Annotated in this window: 9 protein-coding genes and 6 pseudogenes; 11 read left to right on the plus strand and 4 right to left on the minus strand. The window is 68.3% G+C overall.

Annotation, left to right across the window (positions count from 1 at the left end; all coding sequences use genetic code 11):
• Nucleotides 1-73: 73 nt before the first annotated feature.
• The 3 genes and pseudogenes from DNK56_RS36635 to DNK56_RS00015 all read left to right on the plus strand — a co-directional run.
• A pseudogene (locus DNK56_RS36635) lies at nucleotides 74-295 on the plus strand (peptidoglycan bridge formation protein FemAB); the annotation flags it as partial.
• A 188-nt stretch (nucleotides 296-483) separates the two neighbouring features.
• Nucleotides 484-1,107, plus strand: a complete 624-nt coding sequence (locus tag DNK56_RS35660) for a GNAT family N-acetyltransferase (protein ID WP_241989699.1) — start codon at nucleotides 484-486, stop codon at nucleotides 1,105-1,107.
• A 136-nt stretch (nucleotides 1,108-1,243) separates the two neighbouring features.
• A pseudogene (locus tag DNK56_RS00015) lies at nucleotides 1,244-2,257 on the plus strand (alanine racemase).
• A 21-nt stretch (nucleotides 2,258-2,278) separates the two neighbouring features.
• Here DNK56_RS00015 and DNK56_RS00020 read toward each other — a convergent pair.
• Together DNK56_RS00020 and DNK56_RS00025 are read right to left on the minus strand one after the other, a co-directional pair.
• Nucleotides 2,279-3,792, minus strand: a pseudogene (locus DNK56_RS00020) (glycosyltransferase family 87 protein).
• A 122-nt stretch (nucleotides 3,793-3,914) separates the two neighbouring features.
• Nucleotides 3,915-6,700, minus strand: a pseudogene (locus DNK56_RS00025) (transglycosylase domain-containing protein).
• A gap of 386 nt (nucleotides 6,701-7,086) precedes the next feature.
• Here DNK56_RS00025 and DNK56_RS00035 point away from each other — a divergent pair.
• The 4 genes and pseudogenes from DNK56_RS00035 to DNK56_RS35665 all read left to right on the plus strand — a co-directional run bounded on the left by DNK56_RS00035 (nucleotide 7,087) and on the right by DNK56_RS35665 (nucleotide 10,913).
• A pseudogene (locus DNK56_RS00035) lies at nucleotides 7,087-7,790 on the plus strand (helix-turn-helix transcriptional regulator).
• 61 nt (nucleotides 7,791-7,851) lie between these two features.
• Complete coding sequence (locus DNK56_RS00040; protein ID WP_111329439.1) at nucleotides 7,852-8,934, plus strand: inositol-3-phosphate synthase; 1,083 nt, start codon at nucleotides 7,852-7,854, stop codon at nucleotides 8,932-8,934.
• A 113-nt stretch (nucleotides 8,935-9,047) separates the two neighbouring features.
• Nucleotides 9,048-10,315 (plus strand): annotated as a pseudogene (locus DNK56_RS00045) (MFS transporter).
• A 295-nt stretch (nucleotides 10,316-10,610) separates the two neighbouring features.
• The gene (locus DNK56_RS35665; RefSeq protein WP_241989700.1) at nucleotides 10,611-10,913 is read left to right on the plus strand and encodes an LppU/SCO3897 family protein; all 303 of its coding nucleotides are present in this window, start codon (nucleotides 10,611-10,613) and stop codon (nucleotides 10,911-10,913) included.
• 131 nt (nucleotides 10,914-11,044) lie between these two features.
• On the opposite strand, the gene DNK56_RS00055 is transcribed toward DNK56_RS35665, so the two are convergent.
• The gene (locus DNK56_RS00055) at nucleotides 11,045-12,487 is read right to left on the minus strand and encodes a CCA tRNA nucleotidyltransferase (protein ID WP_111329441.1); all 1,443 of its coding nucleotides are present in this window, start codon (nucleotides 12,485-12,487) and stop codon (nucleotides 11,045-11,047) included.
• A gap of 181 nt (nucleotides 12,488-12,668) precedes the next feature.
• Between DNK56_RS00055 and DNK56_RS00060 the strand changes: the two genes are divergently transcribed.
• The 4 genes from DNK56_RS00060 (at nucleotide 12,669) to DNK56_RS00075 (ending at nucleotide 20,513) form a co-directional block, all read left to right on the plus strand.
• Entirely contained in the window at nucleotides 12,669-14,966 is a 2,298-nt protein-coding gene (locus tag DNK56_RS00060) for a DUF6049 family protein (protein ID WP_199563677.1), read from the plus strand.
• Nucleotides 14,967-15,015: 49 nt separating this feature from the next.
• A complete protein-coding gene (murJ, locus tag DNK56_RS00065; protein WP_111329444.1) occupies nucleotides 15,016-17,163 on the plus strand; it encodes a murein biosynthesis integral membrane protein MurJ in 2,148 nt (715 codons plus the stop codon).
• 128 nt (nucleotides 17,164-17,291) lie between these two features.
• A complete protein-coding gene (locus tag DNK56_RS00070; RefSeq protein WP_111329446.1) occupies nucleotides 17,292-19,031 on the plus strand; it encodes a protein kinase family protein in 1,740 nt (579 codons plus the stop codon).
• A gap of 318 nt (nucleotides 19,032-19,349) precedes the next feature.
• Entirely contained in the window at nucleotides 19,350-20,513 is a 1,164-nt protein-coding gene (locus DNK56_RS00075; protein WP_111329449.1) for an IS4 family transposase, read from the plus strand.
• A gap of 716 nt (nucleotides 20,514-21,229) precedes the next feature.
• Here DNK56_RS00075 and DNK56_RS00085 read toward each other — a convergent pair.
• Nucleotides 21,230-22,399, minus strand: coding sequence for a restriction endonuclease (locus tag DNK56_RS00085; protein ID WP_199563670.1), 1,170 nt, complete (start codon nucleotides 22,397-22,399; stop codon nucleotides 21,230-21,232).
• Between the last annotated feature and the right edge of the window lie 101 nt (nucleotides 22,400-22,500).

Here is a 22,500-nt window from a genome sequence, read left to right on the forward strand (position 1 = left end):
GAGCCTGACCCTGAGGACCATCAGCCGAGAGCAACACCTGGCCTACATCCAGAGTCTGCCCGCGGCCAGTCACATGCAGGTCCCGGCATGGGCGGATGTGAAGGCCGAGTGGCGCTCGGAGCCTGGGCTGGTTCGACAAGACCGGCCAGCTCGTCGGCGCGGGCCTGTGCTCTACCGGCAGCTCCCCAAGATCAAGCGGTACCTGGCCTATCTGCCCGAGGGCCCGGTCATCAACTGGTACGCCCCCAACCTGAGCGACTGGCTGCAGCCGATGCTCGCGCACCTCAAGCAGCAGGGCGCCTTCTCCGTGAAGATGGGCCCCCCGGTCGTCATCCGCCGCTGGGACGCGGCGGCCATCAAGTCCGGCATCCAGGACCCGGAGGTCAAGCGCCTGCGTGACGTCGAGGCCACCCACATCGAGCCGCGCGCCTTCGAGGTCGCCGACCGGCTTCGGAAGATGGGCTGGCAACAGGCGAGGACGCGGTGCCGGGTTCGGCGACGTCCAGCCGCGTTACGTGTTCCAGGTGCCGCTGGCGAAACCGTTCGCTGGAGGACGTCCACAAGGGCTTCAACCAGCTGTGGCGGCGCAACATCAGAAGGCCGAGAAGGCCGGCGTCGAGGTCGTCCAGGGCAGCTACGCGGAGCTGGCCGAGTGCAGCGGCTGTACGAGATCACGGCGGAGCGCGACCGCTTCCGCCCGCGCCCGCTCGGCTACTTCCAGCGCATGTGGACGCCCTCAACAGCGAGGACCCCAACCGGATGCGGCTCTACTTCGCCCGTCATGAGGGGGAGAACGTCGCGGCGGCAACCATGCTGATCGTCGGCGGCCACGTCTGGTACTCGTACGGCGCCTCCGCCAACCACAAGCGCGAGGTCCGCCCCTCGAACGCGATGCAGTGGCGGATGCTGCGCGACGCGTACGCCATGGGCGCCACGGTCTACGACTGCGCGGTATCTCCGACTCGCTGGACGAGACCGACCACTCTTCGGCCTGATCCAGTTCAAGGTCGGCACCGGCGGGCAGGCGGCGGAGTACCTGGGCGAGTGGGACTTCCGCTCAACAAGCTCCTGCACAAGGCGCTCGACATCTACATGTCGCGTCGCTGATCACCACCAAGAGCCGCTGATCACGCCCCGGAGCTGACGAAACGGGCTTCATTCGTTTCAATGGGCCTGAACACGCTTTCCCATCCGTTCCACCTCAGCCACCAGAAGGGTTCCGGACCGGCCATGGCGCTCTCCCCTGTACGTCGACACCGCGCGCTGGCGGGCGCACCAGAAGTCCGTTATCGACCAGTTCCCGGGCATCGTGCCGGTCTGCAAGGGCAACGCTACGGCTTCGGCCACGAGCGGCTGGCCGCACGAGGCGATCCGCTTCGGCTCCGACATCCTCGCGGTCGGCACCACTACGAGGCGGCCCAGATCAAGGACTGGTTCACGGCGATCTGCTGGTCCTCACCCCGTTCCGGCGCGGTGAGGAGCCGGTGCCGCTGCCCGACCGCGTCGTACGGTCCGTGTCGTCCGTGGACGGGGTGCACGCCCTGGTGGGCGCCCGTGTCGTCATCGAGTGCATGAGCTCGATGAAGCGCCACGGCGTCAAGGAGGAGGAAACTGGGCCTCCTGCACGCCGCCATCGAGGACGTACGCCTCGAAGGCTTCGCCCTGCACGCTGCCGCTGGACGTACGGACGGCTCGGACGCCGTCGAGGAGGTCATCGCGTGGATGGACCGCCTCCGGGCGGCCCGGCTGCCGCTGCACACGATGTTCGTCAGCCATCTGCGCGCGACGAGCTGGCCCGCTGCAGCAGCAGTTCCCGCAGACCCGGTTCGCGCCCGCATCGGCACCCGGCTCTGGCTCGGGGACCACGAGGCGACGGAGTACCGGGGCGCCGTGCTCGACGTCACCCGCGTCGTGAAGGGCGACCGGTTCGCTACCGGCAGCAGAAGGCCGCGTCGACGGCTGGCTGGTCGTCGTCGCCGGCGGCACCTCGCACGGCGTGGGCCTGGAGGCGCCGAAGGCGCTGCACGGCGTGATGCCGCGTGCCAAGGGCGTCGCCCGCGCGGGCCTGGCGACCGTGAACGCAACCTGTCGCCCTTCGTCTGGGCGGGCAAGCAGCGCTGGTTCGCCGAGCCCCCGCACATGCAGGTGTCGATCCTGTTCGTAACCGGCCGACGCCGAGGAGCCCCGGGTGGGCGACGAACTGGTGGCGCACCTGCGCCACACGACCACCCAGTACGACCGCCTCGTCGAGCGCTGAGCCCGCGCACGCCCGCCCCGCTCAGTCGGCGGCGGGCGCCCCGGCCGTACCCCACTCCACCCGCGATCCGGCCGCCCCGGCCCCGTCGTCCGCCCCTCATCACCTGCGTACGGCGCCGGGCTGGGCGATGTGGGTCAGCGCGAAGACGTCCTCGGCCCCGTCGAGGCACCCCGCCCGAGGGGTCGTCCGAGCCGTCGTGCCGTACCCCGTCGCGTTCCGGCATCGAGATGTCCCGTACGACGAGGGCGCACAGGTACAGGGTGCCCACCAGATGCAGCATGATCGCCATCTGGTAGCCCTCCGTGGGCAGTCCCTGGTGCTTGTCGCCGCTCGTCGTGTACGCGAGGTACATCCAGATCCCCAGGAAGTACAGGACCTCGCAGGTCTGCCAGATCAGGAAGTCCCGCCAGCGGGCCTGGCCAGCGCGGCGAGCGGGATGAGCCACAGCACGTACTGCGGTGAGTAGACCTTGTTGACGAGGATGAAGACCGCGACGACGAGAACGCGAGCTGGGCGAACCGCGGCCGGCGCGGCGCGGTCAGGGCCAGGGCGCCGATCGCGAGACACAGCACGAGCGTCGTCACCGTCGAGACGGTGTTGACCGTGCTCACGTCGATCGCCTCGCCGGAGCGCTGTGTGATGACCAGCCAGAACGATCCGAAGTCGATGCCGCGTTCCTGGCTGAAGGTGTAGAACTTCTTCCACCCTCGGGCGCCAGGATCATGACCGGCAGATTGACCACCAGCCAGGAGCCGGCCGCCCCCAGCAGCGCCGCGCCGAACGCGCGCCACTTCCCGGCCCGCCAGCACAGCACGAAGACCGGCCCAGCAGCAGCACGGGGTACAGCTTGGCGGCCGTGGCCAGCCCGATGAGGATGCCGAAGGCCAGCGGACGGCTGCGGGACCACATGAGCATCGCCGCGGCGGTCAGGGCGACGGCCAGCAGGTCCCAGTTGATCGTGGCGGTGAGCGCGAAGGCAGGCGCGAGCGCCATCAGCAGGCCGTCCCAGGGGCGCCGACGGTGCGTGCGGGCGACACAGACGGCGATCACCGCGGTGCAGATCATCAGCATGCCGGCGTTGGCCAGCCAGTACGCCTGTTCCTGCGCCTGGAGGGAGCCGCCGCCCGGCGTCAGCCAGGCCGCGACTGCATGAACACCCCGGTGAGAACGGGGTACTCCAGAAACTGCATGTCACCGGGCAGCCGGTCGAAGTACGGCACCAGGCCGTCCGCGAAGCCGCGCCCCGAGTACAGATGCGGGATGTCCGAGTAGCAGGCGTGGGTGTACTGGGAGGCCGCGCCCCGGAACCACGCCCAGTTGTAGCAGGGCAGCTTCTGCACCATGCCGAGCGCGAACATGCCGATGGCCACCAGGGCGACGGCTGCCACCGGCGTGAGCGCGGTGCCGCCGAGCCGCGCCCAGCGCCCCGACCTCCCGCCGATCAGCTCGCTGCCGGCCGCCGCGACCTCGTCCCGGTGCGTGGGCCGTACGACGGACCGTTCCTCGTGCACGCTCGTGTCCTCTGCGCTTGGCATGTCGCACATCCTGCCGTACGGCGCTGTGGAAACAACGAGGGCCGCCGCACCAAGGTGCCGCGGCCCTCTTCTCTCACCGGCTTCACCTCGCGCGCGGCGGGGGAAGTGGTGCGTGCCGGGCACTAGCCGCCCGTACCGCCCCACCAGTTGGTGTTACCGGTGCTGTTGTTGTTCCCGTTGGTGTTTCCGCCGCCGCCGGTGGTGGTGGTGGTGGTGGTGTTCCCGCCGGTCTCGGTGGAACCGTCCGTACCGCCGTCACCGCCGGTCGTACCGGTGGAGGTGCCAGTGTCCGTATTGCCACCGTCGTTGCCTTGGATGGCGGTACCCATGTCCGTATTGCCGCCGTCGTTGCCCTGGCTGGTGCCCGTGTTCGCGTTGCCGCCGTTGTTGTTCTGGCAGTCCCAGTCCCACGTACCGCAGGTGTCGGTCGGGTCCGGGGTAGGGACGTCGGGCGTGGGCGTGGGCGTCGTCGGGGTCGGTTCCTTCGTCTCAGTCTTGGTCGGGGTGGGCGTCGGTGTCGGCGAGGGCTTCTTGGAGGCGCCGCCACCGTAGACCTCCTCGCCGATCGGCTCCGCCTCGGGGAACTTCTCGTACTTCGCGCCCTTCATGGCCTCGGCCATGTAGTCGTGCCAGACTGCGCGGGGAACGAGGCACCGTGGATCTTGTCCTTGCCACCGGTGCCGTACATCGACTCGAACTTACGGTTCTTGTTCTTCTCGTCGTCGTCCAGCCGGTACATGCTGATCGCGGTCGACAGCTGCGGCGTGTAGCCCACGAACCACGCCGACAGGTTGTCATCGGTCGTACCGGTCTTGCCCGCGACGTCACGGCCCGGAAGGCGGGCGGGCGTACCCGTTCCCTTGTCCACGACGTTCTTGAGGACGTCCGTGACGTTGTCGGCAATGGCACTGTCGAAGGCGCTCCTGGTGACGACCCGGTGGCGGTAGACGGGCGCGCCGCGCTTCTTCACCTCGGTGACGGAGAAGGGCTCGCGCTGCTGGCCGCGGGCAGCGAAGGTGGCGTAGGCACCCGCCATGCGGGTCGTACTGGGCGAGGACGTACCGATGGAGAAAGACGGCACGCTGGCGTCCGCCATGTACCGGTCGTCCTTGAGGCCGGCCGAGATGGCCGCGGCCTTCACCTTGTCCGTACCGACGTCCATGCCGAGCTGCACGAACGGGGAGTTGGCGGACCACTGCATGGCCTCACGCAGGGTGATGTTGCCGTACGACTGGTGGTCGTCGTTGGTCTGGAGCCACTCCTTGCCGTCCTCGTCGGTCCAGATGTCGCCGTTGTACTTCTTGATCTTCAGCTTGTCGTCGCCGTTGTAGATACTGAGCGGCGAGACCTTCGTACGCTGCGACTCGTTCTGGTCCGGGCCGCCGGACGGGTCCCGCTTGCCGTACTCCATGGCGGCGGCGAGCACAAACGGCTTGAAGGTGGAGCCGACCGCGGCACCGGTGGGGCCGGCGTTGCTGGTGAAGTGCTTGGTCGCGTCCGCACCACCGTAGATTGCCCTGATCGCCCCGGTCTTCGGGTCGATCGACGAACCGCCGAACTGCACGTGGGTGTCCTCAGGACGCTTCTTGGGATCGATGTTCTCGTCATAGACCCGCTTGACGGCCTTGCTGAGCTGGTCGACCTTCTTCTTGTCGAAGGTCGTGTGAATCTCGTAGCCGCCCGTGTCGAGCATGTCCGTAGTGATCTTGGTGTTGTTGACCACCTCGGCCTTGGCCATGTTGACGAGGTAGCCGATCTGACCGCCCAGCTGAGCGTTGCGCTTCGGCTTGTCGGGCATCGGGAACTCGGTGTACTTGTCCCGCTCCTTCTGCGTCATCCGGCCGTCCTTCACCTCCTCGTCAAGAATCCACTTCCAGCGCTTCGTCGCGCGGGCGAGGTTCTTCTCGGCGGTGGCCTGCACCGGGTCGATCTCCGGCGCACCGGCCGGGTCGTAGTAGGTGGCGCCCTTGAGGAGGCTGGCCAGGAAGGCGCACTCGCTCGGGTCGAGGTCCTTGGCATCCTTGCCGTAGTACGTACGGGCCGCGGCCTGGAGGCCGGAGGCGCCACGTCCGTAGTACGAGACGTTGAGGTACCCGGCCATGACCTCGGACTTCTTCATCTCGCTGCCGACCTTGAGCGTGATGAAGAGTTCCTTGAACTTGCGGGTCAGGGTCTGATCCGACGAGAGCCACGAGTTCTTGACGTACTGCTGGGTGATCGTCGAGCCACCCTGGGTCTCGCCGCCCTTGGCCATGTTGAACACGGCGCGGGCGATACCCATGGGGTCGATGCCGTGGTCGGAGTCGAAGGACTTGTTCTCGGCGGAGATGACGGCGTTGCGCATCGCCTTGGGGATCTGCGCGTAGTCGATGACCTGGCGGTTGACCTCACCGCCGGTGGCCACCATCTGGGTACCGTCGTTCCAGTAGTAGACGTTGTTCTCCGCGTCCGCCGCATCGTTGATGTCCGGGGTGGCCACCATCGCGTACGCGAGACCCGCGAGGCCCATCAGCAGGCCCAGGAAACCGATGCACAGGCTGGAGACCAGCTTCCAGGACGGAATCCAGCGCCGCAGACCGTCCCGACCGGCCCGCGGGTAGTCGATGAAGCGCTTCTTGCCCGGGCGCCGGCCGCCACGCCCCTCCGCCCCGCCGTCCCCGCCCCCGCGGCGCCGACCACCGCCGCCGCCGTCCGAGCCGCCGCGGCCCGCGCCGCCCCGCTGGGCCGCCCGTCTGGCCGCGGCACGACCTGCGTACGGGGCCTCCTCGCCGTGCGAGGCGGAAGGTGAGGCCGAAGTTACTCCGCGTGACGGCGCTGCGCGGCGTCCGGAGGACTGCTGGGCGGCTCGTCGGGCCGCGGCACGTCCGCCACCTTGCGGTTGCGACGTCTTGCGACGGTGCTCGCTCATCGAACGACTACTCCTCGGGCAGGCGAGAGCGCCTGGAAGCGGCAGGTGAGATCCGGTCCCCCGAACGACGGGCCGGCCCGGCGACAGGCCCGCCCGCAATGCATCCGGCTGCTCCGCGAGCACTGACGCGTGCGCGTGTCTCACGGTTCCCGGTGGTGTGCATGCCGCACAGACTACGCACGGTCAAAACCCTTCCAGGACCGAACTTCACCCCAAATAACGCAAGTCGGTTCCTACGAATTAGTGATGTGACGCCGCTCACTGAGGCTCCCCTTGTCGGCACGAGCAACGCGATCTATCGTGCTGATGTATCGAGCCGATACATCAGACCGGTACATCGGCTCGGCACCAGGGACCGCGCAGCACTCGAAGAAGGAGGGGCAAGGTTGAGCAGACGCTCCGGCATCCTTGAGTTCGCCGTCCTCGGACTGCTCCGCGAATCCCCGATGCACGGCTATGAGCTGCGCAAACGCCTCAACACCTCGTTGGGCATCTTCCGTGCCTTCAGTTACGGAACCCTCTACCCCTGCCTCAAGACGCTGGTCGCCAACGGCTGGTTGATCGAGGAACCGGGACCCCTCCGACGGAATCGGCGTCCGGCTCCGGCCGGGCCGTCGCTCCTGCCTCGTCCCTGGCGGGACGCCGCGCCAAGATCGTCTACCGATTGACGGCGGAAGGTAAGGAGCACTTCGAGGAGCTGCTCTCGCACACCGGCCCCGACTCCTGGGAGGACGAGCACTTCGCTGCCCGCTTCGCCTTCTTCGGGCAGACGGAGCACGAGGTGCGGATGCGGGTGCTGGAAGGCCGTCGCAGCCGGCTGGAGGAGCGCCTGGAGAAGATGAGCGCCTCTCTGGCCCGCACCCGCGAGCGTCTCGACGATTACACACTTGAGCTGCAGCGACACGGCATGGAGTCCGTGGAGCGCGAAGTGCGCTGGCTGAACGAGCTCATCGAGAGCGAGCGGTCGGGACGGGATCAGCGACGATCCTCGCCCGAGAGCTCAGCTCAGCAGAACACCGCAGGAGAGCCGGACGGCCTGCCCCGACGGGGAGACAACCCGTCGGATCCGTCCGGCGACACCGCCAAGTGAGCTCACCGCATACTGCGGCGGGCTCATCAGAAACATCCATTACACACAGGGAGCAACCGGAATGGGTTCGGTTCGCGTAGCCATCGTCGGCGTGGGCAACTGCGCCGCCTCGCTGGTCCAGGGCGTCGAGTACTACAAGGACGCCGATCCGGCCGGCAAGGTGCCCGGTCTGATGCACGTCCAGTTCGGCGACTACCACGTGCGGGACGTCGAGTTCGTCGCCGCCTTCGACGTCGACGCGAAGAAGGTCGGCCTGGACCTCTCGGACGCCATCGGCGCGAGCGAGAACAACACCATCAAGCTCTGCGACGTGCCGAACGCCGGTGTCACCGTCCAGCGCGGCCACACCCACGACGGCCTGGGCAAGTACTACCGCCAGACCATCGAGGAGTCGACCGAGGCCCCGGTCGACATCGTCCAGATCCTCAAGGACCGCAAGGTCGACGTCCTCGTCTGCTACCTCCCGGTGGGCTCCGAGGTCGCCGCGAAGTTCTACGCCCAGTGCGCCATCGACGCCAAGGTCGCGTTCGTCAACGCCCTCCCGGTCTTCATCGCCGGCACCAAGGAGTGGGCGGACAAGTTCACCGAGGCCGGTGTCCCGATCGTCGGCGACGACATCAAGTCGCAGGTCGGCGCCACCATCACGCACCGCGTGATGGCGAAGCTCTTCGAGGACCGGGGCGTCGTCCTGGACCGCACGATGCAGCTGAACGTCGGCGGCAACATGGATTTCAAGAACATGCTCGAGCGCGAGCGCCTGGAGTCCAAGAAGATCTCCAAGACGCAGGCCGTCACCTCGCAGATCCGTGACCGCGAGCTCGGTGAGGACAACGTCCACATCGGCCCGTCGGACTACGTGGCCTGGCTGGACGACCGCAAGTGGGCGTACGTGCGCCTCGAGGGCCGCGCCTTCGGTGACGTCCCGCTGAACCTGGAGTACAAGCTCGAGGTGTGGGACTCCCCGAACTCGGCCGGTGTCATCATCGACGCCCTCCGCGCCGCGAAGATCGCCAAGGACCGCGGCATCGGCGGCCCCATCCTCTCCGCATCGTCGTACTTCATGAAGTCGCCGCCCGTGCAGTACTTCGACGACGAGGCCCGCGAGAACGTCGAGAAGTTCATCCGCGGTGAGGTCTCCCACTGACTCATCTGAGTCAGCCGTGCGGCTGACGGGCGGCAACGCCTGTCGACTGCCGTGCCTTTGAGGGCCCCGGGCAATGCGCTCGGGGGCCCTCGCCGTGTGTGACCCTTGCTTCCATGCCCGTCGTGCATGACCTGCGCATACTCCTGCGCCTACGCGACTTCCGCCGCCTTCTGGCCGTGCGGGTCCTGTCCCAGTCGGCCGACGGCGTCTACCAGGTGGCCCTCGCCGCGCATGTGGTCTTCGCGCCGGAGAAACAGACCTCCGCAGCGGCCATCGCCTCCGCGATGGCCGTGCTCCTGCTGCCCTACTCGCTCATTGGCCCGTTCGCGGGCGTCCTGCTGGACCGCTGGCCGCGGCGCAAGGTCTTCGTGTACGGCAACCTGCTGCGCTCCGCCCTCGCCTGCTGCACCGCGCTCCTGCTCACCGGAGCGGCCCCTCTCTGGCTCTTCTACGCCTCGGCGCTGTGCGTCACCGCGGTCAACCGCTTCGTCCTCGCCGGGCTTTCGGCCGTACTGCCGCGCGTGGTCCCCGGGAACAACTGGTGCTCGCCAACTCGCTGTCGCCGACCGCGGGCACCCTCGCCGCCACGGCCGGCGGCGGGCTCGCCTTTGTCGTCCGGGTGGTCCTCGCGGACTCCGACACCGCCGTGGTGCTGCTGGGGGCGGTGCTCTACCTCGCCTCGGCGCTGGCTGCCCTGAGCCTGGCGGCAAGGCTGCTCGGACCGGACCGTGCCGCGCCTCCGGTGCCGCTGCGCGCCGCGCTCGCCACCGCGGCCGGTGGGCTCCTGGACGGGCTGCGGCATGTGATGCAGCACCGGAGCGCCTCGCGGGTGCTGGCCGCGATGACGGTGATCCGTTTCTGCTACGGAGCACTGACCGTCATGGTGCTGATGCTCTGCCGGTACGCCTGGACGGACAGCGATGACGACGGGCTCGCCCTGCTCGGTGCGGCGGTGTTGGCCTCCGGTGCCGGGTTCTTCGCCGCGGCCGTGCTGACCCCCTGGGCTGCGGCGCGGTTCGGGCGGCTCCGCTGGATGGTGGTGTGCGCGGCGACGGCCGCGGTTCTCGTACCGGCCCTGGGGCTGTGGTTCGCGCCGGTGCCGATGCTGGTGGCCGCGTTCGTGCTCGGTCTGGTCACCCAGGGCGCGAAGATCGCCACGGACACCGTGGTGCAGACGGCCGTGGACGACGCCTACCGGGGCAGGGCCTTCTCGTTCTACGACGTGCTGTTCAACGTGGCTTTCGTCGCCGCTGCCGCAGCGGCCGCGCTGATGCTGCCTCCTGACGGGCGGTCGGCGGCTCTGCTGGGCAGCGTGGCGGTACTGTACGCAGGCTCTGCCCTGTACCTCGCGCATTGGAGTCGGGGCCGTGCTGTCCTATAGCGTGCCCGCGTCAAATCAGACACGCGATTCACGGGGGCATCCAGATGACTTACCCGCCACAGCAAGGCAACGGCCCATACGGCCAGCAGCCCGCTCAGCCCTACCCGTCTCAGCAGGGCGGCTACGGCTTCCCGCCCCAACAGCCGCAGCAGGGCTGGGGCGCTCCCCAGCAGAGCCGTATCCCCCGCACCAGGGCCAGCCGCAGCCGCAGGGCTGGGGCGGCCCCCAGGGGCCTTCGCAGCCGTCCGGCGGTAAGAAGGCGTTCCTCGCCACGCGGAACATCATCATCATCGTCGTGGGCATCGTCGTACTCATCGGCCTGAAGTTCGGCTGGTCCGAGATATTCGAGTCCGACGCCAAGGCCGCTGCGGTGGGCGACTGCCTGGAGAACAAGGGGACCAACTTCAACCCGGACATGAAGTCCGCCGACTGCGGCTCGTCCGCTGCGGAGTACCGGGTCGAGGAAGTTCACGACAACACGACGGACACGGACCTGTGCGACGCGGAGAAGTACGTCGCCTACACCGAGAGTTCGGGCCGTCGTAAGAGCCGGAGCAGTGTGGTGCTCTGCCTGACGCCGCTCAAGACGGCCGACTGAGCGGCTGCCTCAGCACACCACCGAGGGCGTTGTTTCACGTGAAACAACGCCCTCGGCATACGCGGAGGTGCTCATGTTTCACGTGAAACATGAGCACCTCCGACACACACAGAGGGGAGCGCGGCAGGGCTTCAGCTCTGCGCCGCCCACCACTTCTTCAGTTCCTCAACCGCCTGCTCATGCTCCAGCGGCCCGTTCTCCAGCCGCAGCTCCAGCAGGAACGCGTATGCCTTGCCGATGACCGGGCCAGGCCCCACGCCCAGGATCTGCATGATCTCGTTGCCGTTCAGGTCCGGCCGGATGGCGTCCAGCTCCTCCTGGCCCTTCAGCTGGGCGATGCGCTCCTCCAGCCCGTCATAGGTGCGCGAGAGGGCGGCGGCCTTGCGCTTGTTCCTGGTGGTGCAGTCGGACCGGGTCAGCTTGTGCAGCCGCTCCAGGAGCGGTCCGGCGTCCCTTACATAACGGCGCACCGCGGAGTCGGTCCACTCGCCGTCCCCATAGCCGTGGAAGCGCAGATGCAGCTCCACCAGCTTCGAGACGTCCTTGACCATCTCGTTGGAGTACTTGAGCGCCGTCATGCGCTTCTTGGTCATCTTGGCGCCCACCACCTCGTGGTGGTGGAAGGAGACCCGCCCGTCCTTCTCGAACCGCCGCGTCCTCGGCTTACCGATGTCGTGCAGCAGGGCTGCCAGGCGCAGAACGAGATCAGGCCCGTCCGCCTCCAGGTCGATCGCCTGCTCCAGGACGGTCAGCGAGTGCTCGTACACGTCCTTGTGCCGGTGGTGCTCGTCGCTCTCCAGCCGCAGCGCCGGCAGCTCGGGCAGCACCTGCTGAGCGAGCCCGGTCTCCACGAGGAGGGACAGGCCCTTCCGGGGGTGCGCGGAGAGCAGCAGCTTGTTCAGCTCCTCGCGCACCCGCTCGGCGGAGACGATCTCGATCCGGCCGGCCATCTCCGTCATGGCGGTGACGACCTCGGGAGCGACCTGGAAGTCGAGCTGCGCGGCGAACCGTGCCGCACGAAGCATGCGCAGCGGATCGTCGGAGAAGGACTCCTCGGGCGTACCTGGAGTGCGCAGCACCCGCTCGGACAGGTCCTCCAGGCCCCCGTGGGGGTCAATGAAGTCCTTCTCGGGCAGGGCGACGGCCATGGCGTTGACCGTGAAGTCGCGGCGCACGAGGTCGTCCTCGATGGAGTCGCCGTAGGACACCTCCGGCTTGCGCGAGGTCCGGTCGTACGCCTCCGACCGGTACGTGGTGACCTCGATCTGGTAGCCGTTCTTCTGGGCCCCCACCGTGCCGAAGGCGATGCCGACCTCCCACACGGAGTCGGCCCATGGCCTGACGATCTTCAGCACGGCCTCGGGGCGGGCGTCGGTCGTGAAGTCCAGGTCGTTCCCCAGCCGGCCGAGAAGTGCGTCACGAACCGATCCGCCGACCAGTGCGAGACTGAACCCGGCATCCTGAAATCGGCGGGCGAGGTCGTCGGCGACCGGGGAGACCCGCAGCAGTTCGCTGACTGCGCGGTGCTGCACCTGGGTCAGGGCGCTGGGGTTGTCTTCGTTGGCATTCGGCACAACAGAAAAGGGTACGTGCCCCGGCCGGTCCGGGCGTCACGCATTTCCCCCGCCCTGCGAGACTCTCCCGATCATGCGGCAGACACCCCAGCACTTAGCCCCCGCGCACCTCGTTACCATGCGGGGACGCAGCAACGGACGATGCTCGACAGCAGCTGACGAAGACGAGGGACGGGTACGCGTGGCCGAGGCGGCACACATCCAGGGGATGCATCCCTCTCCTGCCCGCCGGTGGCTGCGGCGCACAGCCGCCGTGCTCGCCGGGGCTCCGCTCGTCGCAGCCCTGCTGGCCGGTGCCGCCGCGCCGCAGGCCCGCGCAGAGGCGGCGAGCAAGGCCCCGACAGGTTCCAGCACGGTCGCGATCGCGCTGGACGAGCTGACTCCCAGCGCCCCTGAGAAAGGGGACACGTTGCGGATCTCCGGCACCCTGACCAACAAGGGCAAGGAGACGGTCACCGACGCCCAGGTGGACCTTCGGGTCGGCCCCCGGCTCTACAGCCGGACCGCCATCGACACGGCCGACCGCCGCACGGGATACCTGCCCGGCTCGGACCCGTATCCGATCGGCGGCAAGTACACGGTCGAGATCGACAAGCTGCGCTCGGGTATCAGCCAGGACTTCACGCTCTCGGTGCCCGTCAGCAAGCTGGGGCTCGGGGACGACGGCGTGTACCAGCTGGGTGTCTCTCTGACCGGTCGCACCTCGCACACCGTGTACGACCAGGTGCTCGGCATCGAGCGGACCTTTCTGCCGTGGCAGGACGGGGAGAGCGACTCCAGGATCGGCCTCAGCTACCTCTGGCCGCTGATCGCCTCCTCGCACCTCACGGCGGAGACCGGCTCGGACGAGCAGCAGACCCCGGTGTTCGCCGACGACGACCTCGCCGCCGAGATCGCACCGGGCGGCCGCCTGGAGCAGATGGTGTCGCTGGGCAGGCAGCTGCCCGTGACCTGGGTCATCGATCCCGACCTGCTGGCGAGCGTCGACGCGATGACCAAGCCGTACCGGGTCAGGTCGGGCGACACCACCGTCGCCGGGACCAACCAGGCGGTCGCCAAGAAGTGGCTCACCTCGCTGGAGGCCGCCGTCTCCGAGGGCAAGGTCGTGGCCCTGCCCTTCGGCGACCCGGACCTGGCCTCCATCGCCCACCGGGGCAAGAACGTCTCGGGCACTCTCAGCCATCTGCAGAACGCCAGCGAGGTCGCCGCGATGACGGTGGAGACGATCCTCCACCTGAAGCCCTCGACCGACTTCGCATGGCCGGTGGACGGCGCGGTGGATCCGTCGATCGTGGACGTCGCCACCTCGGCCGGCGCCCATCACGTGATCGCCCGCAGCGACAGTCTCGAAGAGACCGGGAACCTCACGTACACGCCCTCCGCGGCCCGCCCCATCGGCGGCGGCACCACGGCGGTGGTCGCCGACGCACGGCTCTCCACGGCCTTCCAGGGCGACATGGGCAACGCGGGGAACTCCACGCTCGCCGTACAGAAGTTCCTGGCCCTCACCCTCGCCCTGGCCGAGCAGGACACGGACAAGGAACGCTCCGTCGTCGTCGCGCCCCAGCGCATGCCGACGATCGCCCAGGCACAGTCGATGGCCCGTGCCCTCCATGTACTGAACGACGACCGCTGGACCCGGGCCCAGGATCTGACCCGCGCGTCCACCACCGAACCGGACACCGAGGCCACCACCAAGGTGCCCCCCGCCTCCCGGTACCCGAAGAAGCTGCGCCACCAGGAGCTGCTTTCCCAGGCGTTCCAGGACATCAAGTCCATTCAGTCCTCGCTCGACAACTTCCAGGTCATCCTCACCCACCCCGAGCGGGTCGTGACGCCCTTCGGCAACGCCGTCAACCGGTCCATGTCCACCACATGGCGGGGCAAGCCGCTGAAGGCCCAGCAGTACCGGGACTCGGTGCGCACCTATCTGCAGGGGCTCGTCGGCGAGGTGCAGCTCGTCCCGAAGTCCGACATCACCCTGTCCGGGCGCAGCGCCACGATCCCCGTGACCGTGCAGAACAGGTTGCTCCAGGACGTGGAGAACCTGGTGCTGCGACTGAAGTCGGACAACGCGACCCGGCTCAAGCTGAACGACGGCGGGAGCATCGCGGAGCAGCCCATCCGGATCGGCGCCGGGCACAGCCAGTCGGTCAAGTTCGACGCGGCGGCCAACATCAATGGCCAGGTCCAGATGACCGCACAGCTCTACACGAAGGACGGCACCCCCTACGGTGAGGAAATGGCCTTCACCGTGAAGGTCTCCGAGATCACCCCGACGGTGCTCCTGGTGATCGCCGGCGGGTTGCTGCTGCTGGTCCTGGCGGGCATCAGGATGTATGCACACCGCAAGCGCGCCAACGCGGGCGGCGCGACGGGCGACGGCGGCGGTGAACCCGAGCAGCCGAGTGACCCGACGCCGGACACCGGTCCCGAAAGCACGGAGCCGTCCGGCACGGGTGAGAAAGTGGACCGTTGAGCGATGTCTGTCGTGGCCGGTCGGCCGGGGACGATGAGGTGGGGTTTCGATGAACGCGCCGTACGACGGTGACCGCGGTCAGGGTACGGGCGGGGCCGGCTACTCCGGCGGTCCTCCGGTGCCCCCTGGGCCGGAACAGCAGCCGGCACCGGACCCGTATCTGCAGTCCGCGTACGACTACGACCCCTACCGGGCGCAGGACCTCTCCGCCCAGGACCCGGTGAACGAGGCGCTGTACGACCGTGCCGCGCACCCGCCGCCGCCCCCGGGCACCTACCAGCAGCCGCAGCCGCTCTACCAGCAGCCCCCGGCCGCCCAGTACGCCCCCGACCCCCGGATCTGGGCGCAGACCCCGCCGCCCGAGCCCGCCGGACCCTCCCGCCACCTCCCGTACGGCGACAACGCCGCGACGACCCAGTTCGTCGGCGTGGACGATCTCGTCACGCAGGCCTCCGCCGACCACGACGAGCCCGACGCCTTCGCCCACCTCTTCCGGGACCAGGAAGGCCCCGCCGCCTCCCCGGCACCCGCACAGCCCGAGCCCGCCCCCGCGCCGCCCAAGTCCGGGGGCCGCGCCTCCGGCCTGCTGAAGTCCAGTGCGGTCATGGCGGCCGGCACGCTCGTCTCGCGCCTCACCGGCTTCGTCCGCAGCCTCGTGATCACCGCGGCACTCGGCGCCGCGTTGCTCGGTGACAGCTTCACCATCCCCTACACGCTGCCCACGATGATCTACATCCTCACCGTGGGCGGCGGCCTCAACTCCGTCTTCGTCCCGCAGCTCGTCCGCTCCATGAAGGAGGACAAGGACGGCGGCGAGGCGTACGCCAACCGGCTGCTGACCCTGGTGATGGTCGCTCTCGGCCTGATCGTCGCCGTGGCGGTCTTCGCGGCTCCCTGGCTCATCCGGCTGATGTCCTCGACGATCGCGGACGAACCGGCGGCCAACAGCGTCGCCGTCACCTTCGCCCGCTACTGCCTGCCCACCATCTTCTTCATGGGTGTGCACGTCGTGATGGGCCAGATCCTCAACGCCCGCGGCAAGTTCGGCGCGATGATGTGGACCCCGGTCCTGAACAACATCGTCATGATCTTCACCTTCGGCATGTTCATCTGGGTCTACGGCACCTCCCACGAGTCCCAGATGGGTGTGGACACGATCCCGCCGGACGGGGTGCGCCTCCTGGGCATCGGCACCCTGCTCGGCCTGGTCGTCCAGGCGCTGGCCATGATCCCGTACCTCCGCGAGGCCGGGTTCCGCTTCCGCCCCCGGTTCGACTGGAAGGGCCACGGGCTCGGCAAGACGGTCAAGCTCGCCAAGTGGACGGTCCTGTTCGTCTTCGCCAACCAGGCCGGTGTGCTCGTCGTCACCCAGCTCGCGACCTCGGCCGGCAAGGCCTCGGGTACGGACGGAGCGGGCTTCCTCGCCTATTCCAACGCCCAGCTGATCTGGGGCATGCCGCAGGCGATCATCACCGTCTCGGTCATGGCCGCCCTGCTGCCCCGCATCTCCCGCGCCGCCCACGACAACGACCCGGGCGCCGTCCGCGACGACATCTCGCAGGGGCTGCGCAACTCCGCCGTGGCCATCGTGCCGGTCGCCTTCGCGTTCCTCGCCCTGGGCGTTCCGATGTGCACCCTGCTCTACGCCTCCACCGGCCCCGAGGCCGCCCGCTCCATGGGCTTCATCCTGATGGCCTTCGGCCTCGGCCTGATCCCGTACTCCGTGCAGTACGTGGTGCTGCGCGGGTTCTACGCGTACGAGGACACCCGTACGCCCTTCTACAACACCGTCATCGTCGCTCTGGTCAACGCGGCGGCCTCGGCCCTCTGCTACGTCGTCCTGCCCGCCCGCTGGGCCGTGGTCGGCATGGCGGCCTCCTACGGCCTCGCGTACGCGGTGGGCGTCGGGATCGCCTGGCGCCGGCTGCGCAACCGCCTGGGCGGCGACCTGGACGGCGCGCACGTCGTCCGCACCTACGCCCGGCTGTGCCTCGCCGCGCTGCCCGCCACCGTGGTGGGCGGGGCGGTCGGCTTCGGGCTGCTGAACGTGCTGGGGAACGGCGCGCTCGGTTCGCTCGTCGCTCTGGTGTGCGGCGGGGCCCTGCTCCTGGGAGTGTTCTTCGTCGCCGCCAAGAGGATGCGCATCGAGGAGATCAACGGCATGGTCGGCATGGTCAGGGGACGGCTCGGCCGCTGAGAACGGCCGCACCGCACAACCATCGCCGGTCTCCGCGTGTCGTGCATAGCGCCGGAGTGTGGGCACAATTGGCGTGACTGTGCAGAGCTGGCTGGCATCGCGCAACGGATGGGGAGGCAGGAACGACGGTGGCGGAACGTAGCACGGCCGCCGTCGACGTGGCCGCAGACAGCGGGGACGAGCCGCTGACCGCCAAGGCGGACGAGGCCACGACCGACGGGACGGCAGAAGCGCAGGACGCGGCGGACACGGACTCCCAGGGGGAGGACGGCGGGCAGACCGCTTCCGAGACTTACCCGGCCGCCCCGGACCTGCACAGCGGACACAGACTGGCCCGCCGCTACCGGCTGGAGGAGTGCGTCACCCGGCTGGACGGCTTCAGCAGCTGGCGGGCCGTGGACGAGAAGCTGCGCCGCGCGGTCGGCGTCCACCTGCTCACCGCGGACCACCCCAGGGCCCGCTCCGTCCTGGCCGCCGCCCGGTCCGCCGCCCTGCTGGGCGACCCACGCTTCGTCCAGGTCCTCGACGCCGTCGAGGAGGACGACCTCGTCTACGTCGTCCACGAATGGCTCCCCGACGCCACCGAGCTGACGGCCCTGTTCGGCGCCGGCCCGATGGACGCCCATGACGCCTACCAGCTCGTCAGCCAGGTCTCCCAGGCCATGGCCGCCGCACACCGGGAGGGCCTGGCCCACCTCAGACTGACCCCCGGCGCGGTGCTGCGCAGTTCGTCCGGCCAGTACCGCATCCGCGGCCTCGCGGTGAACGCCGCGCTGCGGGGCATCACCTCCGACGGCCCCCAGCGCGCCGACACAGAGGCCATCGGCGCCCTGCTGTACGCCGCGCTGACCCAGCGCTGGCCGTACGAGAGCGACGCGTACGGGCTCACCGGGCTGCCCAAGGGCATGGGTCTGCTCCCGCCCGACCAGGTGCGGGCGGGGGTGCACCGAGGCCTGTCCGAGATCGCCATGCGGGCCCTCGCCAACGACGGGGCCACCGCGTCCCGCCAGGAACAGCCCTGCACCACACCGGACGAGCTGGCCAAGGCCGTGGCGGCGATGCCCCGCATCCGGCCGCCCGAGCCCGTCTTCACCGCCCCGCCCGAGTACCAGCGGACCACCTACCAGCAGGGCACGTACGGCAGGCCGGCCATGCCCGGCGCCGGGGTGACCCAGCCCGTCGTCCCCGTGCCGCCGGCCCCGCTGCAGAGCCGCACCGGGCGAGCCCTGAAGTGGGCCGTCTCCGCACTGCTGATCGCCGCACTGGGCCTGGGCAGCTGGCAGCTCGCCGAAACACTCATCGACCGCAACAACAACTCGAGCGACGACCCCGGCACCACCCAGACCAACCCGGACGGTGAAAAGGGGCATGCCAAGCAGGCAACACCGAAAATCCTGCCCATCCGCACCGCCAGCGAGTTCTATCCGGACGGGTCGCCACAGAACATCGACGGTGTCACAAGCACCTACGACAAGGACCGCACGTCGTTCTGGCGTACCAAGACCTACTACGACGGCCCTGTACTCGCCCCGTTCAAGAAGGGAGTCGGCATCATTTATGATCTCGGCTCGCCTCAGAACGTCTCGGGTGCCTCCATCGCACTCCGATACGGAGGCGATCACACCAAGATCTCGCTTTATGCAGTGGATTCGTTGACACCTGCGAAACCCATCACCTCGCTGAGAAAAATCGCCGAGTCGACGACGTCGATCACCCTGATGAAGCCACAAGCAAAAACCCCTGTGAAATCACGCTATGTACTTCTGTGGATAACTGCCGCGCCGTACGCCGATGGCGATCAATACAGTCAGGCCGGATACAAACAAGGAATAACCGATGTCTCATTCCTTGGCACCTCGCCACATTAGGTGAATTCTCGGACGGGGCCCCCTCGACCTGCCCTACGCGGCGGGTTCCACTTGGTAATTCTGATCGGGTCCGATCGAGTGGCAGTAGGGCTGCGGCATGAGCCTTCCTCTTGCGGTAGTACTGCGGACCGGTCGGAGCAAGAAGACTCATGTCCGCCCTGATGCCACCCTTGACGCACCTGGTTACCTCGTTTCCTGACGTCACTCGCCCACGCCGCCATGGCCCCAACGTCGCTCGCTTAGTTCATGATCGCGTAGAGTCTCGGTCTTGTGCCGAGAGATCACATAGTTGGTGAGACGTACCCGGAGCGGGTCCGGATGGGGGTGCTGTCGCGTACGTTCACGCCCGAGCTGGTCGACTTCGTGGTCGATGAGGCGGGGGCGCGCGAGGAGCGGACCCGGTCGTTGCCGGCCCGGCTGATGGTGTATTTCGTCCTGACGATGTGGCTGTTCAGCGGTGACGGATACGGCCTGGTGCTGCGGGAGTTGGTGGAGCACTGGCCGCGCCGGGCGCGGGAGGTGTGGCGTCCGGCGCGCACGGGGTCTCTGACAACGGCGCGGGCCCGGCTGGGTGCGGGGCCGCTGCGACTGCTCTTCGACCGGGTCGCCGGTTGCACCGGCACTGCGGCCACGCCGGGGGCTTTCTGGCGCGGGCTGCGGCTGACCTCCATGGACGGCACACTGCTGGACGTTCCTGACAGCGAGGCGAACGCTGCCGCCTACACCCGTGCCTCCAACGGAAATCGGCCTGGACCGTACCCGCAGGTGAGGCTCCTCGCGCTGGTGGAGTGCGGCACGAAGGCGTTGATCGGTGCGGTCTTCGACTCCTTCGCCGTCGGCGAGCGCACCTTGGCCGCCCGCCTCCTGGTGCACCTGCGGGAAGGCATCCTGTTGATGGCCGACCGGGGCTTTCCAGCCTATGAGCTGTGGCGGGCAGCCGCGGTCACCGGGGCCGAACTCCTGTGGCGGGTCTCGGATTCCTTCACCCTGCGGCCGCATGAGGTTCTGGCCGACGGCACCTTCCTCACCCGCCTGAACGGGCCGCGCGGCGCCCGGATCACCGTGCGCGCCGTGGAGTACACCGTGGTCACCACCACGATCGGCGCGGACGGCGACAGTGAGGAGACCTCGGAGCTGTTCTGCCTGATCACCACGCTCCTGGACCCCGAGGCGGCACCCGCCGCAGAGCTGGCAGAGCTGTACACCGCCCGCTGGACCAGCGAGACGATCTTCAAGCACATCAAGATCGAACAGCGGGGAGGACGCACCGCGACCCTCCGGTCCAACAGTCCCGCCATGGTCGAGCAGGAACTGTGGGCCATGCTCTGCGTCTACCAGGCCGTACACGACCTGGCCGTGGACGCCGCCCACCACGCGAACCTCCCCGTCTCGCACATCAGCTTCAAGAACACCCTCGCCGCCGCCCGACGTTCCGTCGGCGCGGACTTTCCCCCCTCGGCAACTGGCCGCCAGGATCCGTGACATCCAGGCCGACCTGACCCGCGAGGCCGTCCGTCCCCGCCCCGGACGTGCCGCACCCCGCGCCACCAAACGCAGCACCACCGGATACCGCACCCTCAAACCGGACGAGCCCGCCACCACCAAGGTCACCCACACGATCAGCCTCTCGCTCTTCCCCGAAGAACGACGACCACGCAAGCCGCGGGCGAAGCCGAGACCCCTGCAACTCGCCCCGCAGGAAACGACGTCACCGACACTCAAAGACATGGCGACGGCCATCTAATAGAGCGACGTTGCCCAGGTCACAGACCGGCTCCGAGAATTCGAAGACCGCTACAACGCCACGGCACAGCCGTTCCAGTGGAAGTTCACCACCTCCGACCTGGACGATCTGCTGGCCAGACTCGACCAGCACCCCGCCGGCCGACACGAAGAATCCTCCGCCGCCCCGGCACCATGATCAACCCCCGAAGGACTTACGGAGCCGACCACTAAGCTCCTCACAACAGCCGCATGATCAGCGGTGTTGCCACGACCCCTTGAATTCGCCTTCTCCCGGGGGCCTCTGGCCTGCTGTGCACTCGGCAGGATTCGAACCTGCAACCTTCTGATCCGTAGGATCGGGCAGGCTGTGGGGCGAGGGCTCCGCCCTCCTCCCAACTGACCGCTGATGGTCGTGATCAATGGCCCTTGTGTGCCGTCGTTGCCGTCAGGGCTGCCGTCAGCGCGCCGTGCACCTATTTGAGGCCGTGCGCAGCCGCGATGTGTGGTCGCTGCGCGAGGAGGGTCTCCAGTCTGCTGTCAGGCCAGAGTTCGATGTAGGGCGCGGTGCCCTCCGAGTTGTGCCGCTCCGCCCAGGACACCGCATCAGCAGTAAATCTGCCGCTGGTAGCGATGACAATCCCTCGCACGAGCGGGGGTCCCCATAGCTTTCCTGCCGTTGCCGTCTCGCTAACGGCGGCCGCGTTGACCGAGCGGCTGCGCCAGTGCTTGGCCTGAACGATGACACGCTCGGTGCGGACGCCACCGGAACCGTCTCGAAGAACCCGGTCCATGGAAAGGTCACGCCCTCGGTCGGGGGCACGGGTTTGCATCAGCCACTCGACGTTCTGGTGCTCCGGGATGTCTCGCAGTAGATCGTAGAGGAGCCGTTCGAACCCGTCGTCGTTCAGCAACTCCCAACGAAGCGCCAACGTGGCCGCCCCTGTGAGGTTGCCCGACGCCGCCTGTCCGAGATCGATGTCCGGGACCGGTAGCGGATCGCTGTCGCCGAGAGACTTGGCCTCGATGCCGGCACGTACAGCTGGCCAGTCGAATTCAACGATGTCCTGCCAGTCGTGCCCCTGGCTGAAGCGCATGTGCCGCTGCAGATCCCACCAGCGATCAATGCTTTCGGCGTCTTCGCCCAGGAGCCTTGCGATTTCCCCGATCGCAGTCTCGACCTCTTCGGTCTGTTCGTTTTCCAGGCGTTCAACGGCGTCTCGCGCTGTGTCTCCCAAAGCGAGGGGGAGCGCTGCGTCGACTGTCGAGACGAGTTGCTCCAGTCGACTCCGTGCCGCACGTCGGCGAGCCCGGTCCAGGCGGTATCGATAGGCGGCGAGATCCGCTCCGGGCTTCTCCCCGGCAGCATGTACGGCGGTGGGGTGCTCGCCGATGTCGAGGTAGTCGATGAAGGCTTGGCCCATTTCGTCGATGTCCGGGAGCGGCTCAGTGATGGTCCAGCCATCAATTCGCGGGAGCCCGGGGAGCAAATCCGCCCAGGCCGCCCGAAGGGCGTCGTACTGGACATCTGAGCCGCGTTGCGGGCCGGATGGGATGAACGGCTTTGCACGCTCCCACACGCTGTCCATTTTTCTCAGGTTGGCCGCCGTACGGTCCATGGCGCGCAGTAGTTCTTCGAGGTCCATGCTCACAGACTCGCACTCCTCACTCGGGGCGTGGGATCTTCTCGCATCAGGAGGCGGTACATGCGCGGGATGAGTGTCGCGCGCGTGGGGAACGCTTGGCA

The sequence above is a fragment of the Streptomyces sp. AC1-42W genome (assembly GCF_003248355.1).
GTDB lineage: Bacteria > Actinomycetota > Actinomycetes > Streptomycetales > Streptomycetaceae > Streptomyces.